A 7,511-nucleotide genomic window follows, 5' to 3' on the forward strand; every position below is an offset into this window, starting at 1 on the left:
CATGAAGACAAAGGCGATTTCCCGTCGCCGGGCCGGCTTCGGCCTGGCTCCGGCCACCCTGGCCGTGGCGGCGGCCCTGTCGGCCTGGTCCGACCCCTCCCAGGCCTTCCGTTTCGGCAGCGAGGAGGGCCTCTCGGGCAGCTTCGACTCGATCGTGTCCTTCGGCGCCATCCGGCGCATGTCGTCGCCGGATTCCCGCATCATCGGCAACGACAGCGGCGGCACCAACCGGGGTTCCAACACCCAGTTACAGGCGCGCCAGGGCAGCAATGGCTACGCCAACGCCGATTTCAACTACACCAATTTCGACGACGGCACCCTCAACTACAAGAAGGGCGACATCGTCTCCATGGCCCTCAAGGGCACCCACGACCTGGCCCTGAAGGCACCGGAGGGCTGGAGTGCCCTGGCGCGGGTCTACTGGGTGCATGATTTCAAGGCCGATCAGACCCGCCGCACCGATGTCACCGAATCATCGGCCACCTCCCGGGCCAACCTGCTGGATGCGTGGGTGGCCAAGGAGATCCGCTACGGCGAGCAGCGCGGCAAGCTCAAGCTGGGCAACCAGGTGATCTCCTGGGGTGAGGACATCTTCATCCTCGGCGGGGTGAACCAGATCAACGCCATCGACCTGCAGAAGTTCCACGTGCCCGGCACCCAGATCAAGGAGGTCTTCATTCCGGCGCCGATGGCCTCCTGGTCGGGCAGCCTGACCGAGCACTTGGGCATGGAGGCCTACTACCAGTTCGCCTGGAACAGCTTCAAGTTCGATCCGGTGGGCACCTTCTTCTCGGGCGCCGACGTGATCGGCCAGGGCAACCGGGTGGCCTACTATCCGACCTCCATCTGCAACGACTTCGCCCTGCCGACGCCCTGTGGCGACCGCTCCGGCCTGACCGACCGGCAGATGCTCCTCAACGGCACGGCCGTGCCCTACCTGGGCCAGGCCAAGCCCAAGCAGGGCGGTCAGTACGGGGTCAACTTCCGTTACAACGCCGAATCCATCGACACCGAATTCGCCTTCACCTACCAGCGCTATCACGACAAGCTGCCCTTCCTGGGCTTCACCGGCAGCGACGCGGGGGCGGTCACCGGCTACTTCCTGGCCTACGGCCAGGACCGCGACCTCTTCGCCATCTCCGGCAACACCAAGCTGGGCGACGTGGCCGTGGGCATGGAGCTGTCCTTCCGCCCGCGGGACAGCGTGGGCGTCGACCCGACCGTGCCCTTCGGCTCGGTCTTCGGCGGCAAGTTCGACAAGAACAGCGTCTATGACGTGGGCCGCCACCCCGGCTTTGTCGAGCACAAGAAGTGGCAGTTCCACACCACCGCCTTCTACACCTTCTCCCGCAACGACCCCCTCGGCGGGCTGGCCACCGCCCTCGGTGCCACCGACGGCTTCATCCTGGCCGAGGCCGCCGTGGCCCATTACCCGGACCTGGACCGCAGCGGCAACATCCCGTACTTCCTGCCCAACTACGGCATCCCCAACCGCACTTCCTGGGGTTACGTGGCGGAGATCGGCATCAACTATCCCAACGTGGCCGGCAGTGGCATCACCCTCACGCCGCAGATCGACTTCGCCCACGACGTGAAGGGCACCGCGCCCAACGCGCTGCCCTTCGTGGAGGGTCGCAAGGCGGTGACCCTGTCGGTCTTCGCCAACTACCGGGACCGCTGGAAAGGTGCCCTCCAGTACGCCAACTTCTCCGGTGGCGGCGACAACAACCTGATGCGCGACCGGGACTTCCTGGCCGCCAGCGTCTCCTACTCGTTCTGACCCGCAGCCCCGGGGGCGCCGGCAGCATTACCCGCCCGGCCCCCCGGCACAGACAGGAAATCCCAACATGATCGAAAAACTGGTCATCGGCCTGCAGCGCTTCTTCTTCGGGCACCGGCTGCTGACCCTGGGCGTGCTGCTGGCCTTTACCGCCCTCATGGGGGTGTTTGCCGCACAGCTCAGGATGTCGGCCGGCTTCGACAAGCAGCTGCCGCAGGACCACGAATACATCCAGACCTTCAACCAGTACCGGGACGTCCTCTTCGGCGCCAACCGCATCATCGTGGTGGTGGAGGCGAAGAAGGGCGACATCTGGAACGAGAAGGCCCTCACCAAACTGTACGACGTCACCCAGACCCTGTTCTTCATGCCCGGCGTGGACCGGCGCACCGTCACCTCCCTGTGGACGCCCAACACCCGGGCGGTGCAGATCACCGAGGAGGGGATGAAGGCCGAGGACGTGATCGGCGGAGACGTGACGGTGAAATCCCTCACCCCCGACAACATCGCCGGCATCCGCGAGCGCACCATCATTGGTGGCTTCGTCGGCAGCCTGGTGGCCAACGACGGCTCCGGCGCCATGGTGGTGGCCGAGCTGGCCGACCCTGATCCCGCCACCGGCAAGCGCCTGGACTACTTCGAGTTCAGCCAGCGCCTGGAGGCGGAGGTGCGCGACAAGTTCTCCGACGCCGACACCCAGGTGCGCATCATCGGCTTTGCCAAGCAGATGGGTGACATTTCCGAGGGGGCCACCAGCGTCGTCGAGTTCTTCGCCCTGGCCTTCCTGCTGACCGCCGCGGCGGTGTACTGGTACACCCGCTCCTGGGTGCTCACCTTCCTGCCTCTGGCCAGCTCCCTGGTGTCGGTGGTGTGGCAGTTCGGCACCATCACCCTGCTCGGTTTCGGGCTCGATCCGCTGGCCGTGCTGGTGCCCTTCCTGGTGTTTGCCATCGGCGTGTCCCACGGCATCCAGCAGGTGAACTACATCGCCAAGGAGGTCATCAACGGCGCCGACGGCTTCACCGCCGCCACGCGCAGCTTCACCGGCCTGCTGGTGCCCGGCACCCTGGCCCTGATCACCGCCTTCGTGGGTTTCGCCACCCTGGTGCTGGTGCCGATCCCGATGATCCGCGAGCTGGCCATCACCGCCTCGGTGGGGGTGGCCTACAAGATCGTCACCAACCTGATCATGCTGCCGGTGCTGGCCAGCTTCTTCAATTTCGACGCCGCCTTCGTGGCCCGCGCCGGCAAGATGGAAGCCATGCGCAACCGCATGATGGCCAGCCTGGGCGTGCACATCGCCAACCCCCGCAACGCCTTGCTGGGCACCCTGGTCGGGCTGGTGCTGCTGGGCGTTGCGGTGTGGCAGAGCCAGGGCCGCCACGTGGGGCACGTGCTGCCGGGCGCGCCCGAGCTGCACAACGACTCCCGCTACAACCAGGACGTGGAGGCCGTGGTGAGCCGCTTCGGGCTGGGCCTGGACATGCTCACCGTGGTGGTGGAGACGCCCAAGGACGGCTGCTACAAGCATGAGGTGATGGCCTACGTGGATCGCCTCACCTGGTATCTCACCAATGTGCCCGGCGTGCTCTCCGCCCAGTCCCTGCCGACCCTCACCAAGCTGGCGGCGTCGGGGGTGAATGAAGGCAACCCCAAATGGGCGTCGCTGCCCCAGGAAGAGCTGACCCTCGGCGAAGCCGTGCGCCAGGTGCCCGAAGGCCTGCGCCTCTACAACGCCGAGTGCACCCTGCTGCCGGTCAACCTCTACCTGGCCGACCACAAGGCCAGCACCATCAAGCAGGTGGTGGAGGCGGTGAAGGTGTATCGCGACACCAACCCCTTCCCCGGCGTCACGGTGCGCCTGGCCAGCGGCAACGCAGGCGTGCAGGCTGCCACCAACGAGGTGGTTGAGCATTCCGAGCTGCCGATGATGCTCTATGTGTACGCCACCATCCTGGTGCTGGTGTTCCTGGTGTACCGCGACTGGCGAGCCATGATCGCCTGCTGCGTGCCCCTCACCCTGGCCACCTTCCTGGGCTACTGGTTCATGAAGTCCCTGGACATCGGCCTCACCGTGGCCACCCTGCCGGTGATGGTGCTGGCGGTGGGCATCGGCGTGGATTACGCCTTCTACATCTACAACCGTCTGCAGATGCACCTGTCCCACGGCGAGGACATCGTCACCGCCTTCAAGCAGGCCCTGCGCGAAGTGGGCGTGGCCACCGTGTTCACCGCCGTGACCCTGTCCATCGGTGTGGCCACCTGGTCCTTCTCGGCCCTCAAGTTCCAGGCCGACATGGGCATGCTGCTGACCTTCATGTTCATGGTGAACATGATCATGGCCATCACCCTGCTGCCGGCCCTGGCGGTGATGATCGACGTCCTGATCCCCCGGCGCGGCCCGGTCAAGGCCCCCCTGATGATGCATTGATGGAGACGCACGCATGAAACTGAAACTTACTGCTAGCCTCACGCTGCTGGCCAGTCTGGCTGCGGGCATCGTGCTGGCCACCTCCCCGGCCACCCCACCGGCTGCCGGTGAAGTCCCCGCAATGAAGGCCCGGCTCGCCACCCGGGCAGGCCTGGTGGCGGTCAGCAAGGCAGGCGAGACGCTGGTGGCCGTCGGCGACTACGGCACCATCATCCGCCCCAGTGATGCCGGCAAGACCTGGCAGCAGGCGGCTGCGGTGCCGGTCAGCGGCCTGCTGACCGCGGTCAGCTTCGCCGACGCAAAGAATGGCTGGGCGGTCGGACACGGCGGAATCATCCTGGTCACCCGAGATGGAGGAGACACCTGGGCCATCCAGCATACCGTCGACGACAAGCCGGTCCTGCTAGGGGTGCACTTCACCGACGCCGAGCACGGCTTCGTGGTGGGTGCCTACGGCACCGCCCTGCAGACCGGCGATGGCGGCAAGAACTGGGAACCCATGCAGGTGGGGGAAGGCCGGGATGCCGACCTGCACCTCAATCACGTGTTCTCCGGCCCCAACGGCACCCTCTTCACCGCCGGCGAGAGCGGCAGCGCCTTCCGCTCGAAAGACGGCGGGCAGCACTGGGAGCGCCTGAACACCGGCGCAACCGGATCCCTGTGGAGCGGCCTGCAGCGCAGGAACGGCCAGGTCCTGCTGCTCGGCATGAGCGGCAAGGTGCTGGAGAGCGCAGATCTGGGCGATCACTGGAAGGTTCTCGAGACCGCCACCACCCAGGCCCTGACCGGCGGCGTGGAGAAGCCGGACGGCCACCTCGTGCTGGTCGGAACCGGAGGCGCCACCGTCACCGACAAGGACGGCCAGCTCGTCACCACCATCCGCGAGGACCGTCAGAATCTGGCGGCTGTTGCGGCGGACGGCGGCAACCTCATCCTGCTGGGCCAGAACGGCCTGGTCCAGGACTCACACACTCACTGAGCAGAAGGAAAGAGCATGCTGGAAAGACTGATTGGCCTGCTGCGGGGCGAAGTGCAGGCTGAAGCAAGCGAACAGGGGCCCTTCGAGCGTCGCCTGATTGCGGTGGCCGCCCTTCTGCTGGAAACCATGTATGTGGACCGCTCGGCCTCCGAGGTCGAGCAGCAGGCCGTCAAGCGGCTGCTGATGGCCCGTTTCCAGCTCCCCCCCGAACAGGTCGAACAACTGCTCGCGATTGCCGAGGTGCGCTACGCCGAAGCCCTCGACGACTGGGAGTTCGCCGAGGCCGTGCGGGTCGGCTTCGACCCCGCAGAGCGTCAGGAGATCCTCGCCATGCTCTGGGAGGTGGCCTACGTGGATGGCCTCGAAAAGCTCGAAGGTCACCTGATCCAGCGTCTCGCCAATCACCTCGAACTCAATGAAGACGCCATCGCCCTCGCCAGGGCGACCGCCAGCACCCGCGCCGGCGTGGTACGGGGCACCCCTGGCGAGTGCTGAGCACCCAGCATTACAACCACAAGACCGATAGAAGGAGACACTACGCATGAAGACATTCCACGGTATCCCCCTGAGTGAAGGCACCTCGGCCTTTCTCGCGCGTCCCCAGCGCATGCTGATCGGCGGCGAAAGGGTCGACGCGCTGAGCGGCGCCATTCTCCCCGTCATCGACCCCGCCAGCGGCGAAGCCTTCTGCCAGGTTCCCGCCGGGGACGCAGCCGACATCGACCGGGCGGTCGCCGCCGCCCGCCATGCCTTTGAAGAAGGCGAATGGTCACGCATGCGGCCGATCGACCGCGAACGCCTGCTCCTCCGGCTGGCCGACCTGCTGGAGGCCAATGCGCAGGAACTGGCAGAACTTGAAGCCATCGACAACGGCAAGCCCGTCACCATGGCCCGCCACGTGGACGTGGCCCTGTCGATCGATTTCCTGCGCTACATGGCCGGCTGGGCCACCAAGATCGAAGGCTCGACGATGGACCTCTCCGTACCGCTGGTGCGCGACCGGGAATTCTTCGGCTTCACCCGGCGGGAAGCCGTCGGCGTGGTCGGTGCCATCATCCCCTGGAACTTCCCGTTACTGATGGCCGCGTGGAAGGTCGGCCCTGCCCTGGCCGCCGGCTGCACCATGATCCTCAAACCCGCCGAGGAGACCCCGCTGTCCGCCTTGCGCTTCGGCGAACTGGTGCAGGAGGCCGGCTATCCGGATGGCGTGCTCAACGTCGTCACCGGCCATGGGCATACCGCGGGCGCGGCGCTCGCCGCCCATAAGGGCATCGAGAAGGTCGCCTTCACCGGCTCCACCGAAGTCGGCAAGCTGGTCGGCAAGGCCGCCCTCGACAACATGACCCGCTTCTCCCTCGAACTGGGCGGCAAAAGTCCGGTTATCGTGCTGGATGACGCCGATCCTGCACAGGCCGCGGCTGGCGCTGCCCAGGCGATCTTCTTCAATCAGGGCCAGGTTTGCACCGCCGGCTCCCGCCTCTACATCCACCGCAGCCGCTTCGATGAAGTGGTCGAAGGACTCTCCGGAATCGCCAATGGCATGAAGATTGGCGCGGGCATCGACCCCAGCACCCAGATCGGCCCACTGGTTTCCGCTGCTCAGCATCAGCGCGTCCTCGGTTACATCAAGAGCGGCTACGACGAAGGCGCCCGTGCCATCGCAGGCGGCAACGCCGGCAACGGCCCGGGCTACTTCGTCAAACCGACGGTACTCGTCGATACCCGCGAGGACATGCGCGTCGTGCGCGAAGAGATCTTCGGGCCCGTGGTCGTGGCCATGCCCTACGAAGACCTCGATGAAGTGGCGCGTCGTGCCAACGACACCCCTTACGGCCTCGCAGCCAGCATCTGGTCCAACGATCTGTCCCGTGTGCACCGCCTGATCCCCAAGATCAAAGCCGGGACGGTCTGGGTCAACTGCCACAACATCCTCGACAACTCGATGCCCTTCGGGGGATACAAGCAGTCCGGCATTGGACGTGAAATGGGCCGGGCCGTGCTCGACCTCTACACCGAATCCAAGTCGGTGGTCATGATGCTCTGATCGCCCTCCTGACGACAAAAAGCCTGGCCAGGATCCAATCCCGGCCAGGCTTTTTGCTGCCTGTCTGCAGCATCGGCGGAGTGAATGTCCGCTCATGCCGGCTACTGTGCTTGAAGGAGCAGACCAGACGAAGTCCAGATGATCGGCCCCTTCACGCCATGCGGCTTCGCCGGCCTGTCTTTGGTTGCTGAGGGTAGATCGTGTTTGTTGGCTTTAAAACATAAACCCCCTGTCGCCTCATGGCGCAGGGGGTTTTGTATGGGGTAGTCTGACGATG

The 7,511-nt window shown here is 65.7% G+C and carries 5 protein-coding genes; all 5 read left to right on the forward strand.

Translation table 11 applies throughout. The annotated features are described in order from the left end of the window. Window position 1 precedes the first annotated feature (1 nt). Entirely contained in the window at window positions 2-1,780 is a 1,779-nt protein-coding gene (locus J0L98_RS06455; protein WP_296410767.1) for a DUF1302 domain-containing protein, read from the forward strand. Between the two features lie 67 nt (window positions 1,781-1,847). Further along, on the forward strand, window positions 1,848-4,211 hold the full coding sequence (locus J0L98_RS06460) for an efflux RND transporter permease subunit (RefSeq protein WP_296410768.1): 2,364 nt from the start codon (window positions 1,848-1,850) through the stop codon (window positions 4,209-4,211). A gap of 13 nt (window positions 4,212-4,224) precedes the next feature. Next, complete coding sequence (locus tag J0L98_RS06465) at window positions 4,225-5,190, forward strand: YCF48-related protein (protein ID WP_296410769.1); 966 nt, start codon at window positions 4,225-4,227, stop codon at window positions 5,188-5,190. A 15-nt stretch (window positions 5,191-5,205) separates the two neighbouring features. After that, window positions 5,206-5,685, forward strand: a complete 480-nt coding sequence (locus tag J0L98_RS06470) for a TerB family tellurite resistance protein (RefSeq protein WP_296410770.1) — start codon at window positions 5,206-5,208, stop codon at window positions 5,683-5,685. A gap of 46 nt (window positions 5,686-5,731) precedes the next feature. After that, a complete protein-coding gene (locus J0L98_RS06475) occupies window positions 5,732-7,234 on the forward strand; it encodes an aldehyde dehydrogenase family protein (protein ID WP_296410771.1) in 1,503 nt (500 codons plus the stop codon). Window positions 7,235-7,511 lie beyond the last annotated feature (277 nt).

The organism is Zoogloea sp. (assembly GCF_017302315.1).
GTDB lineage: Bacteria > Pseudomonadota > Gammaproteobacteria > Burkholderiales > Rhodocyclaceae > Zoogloea.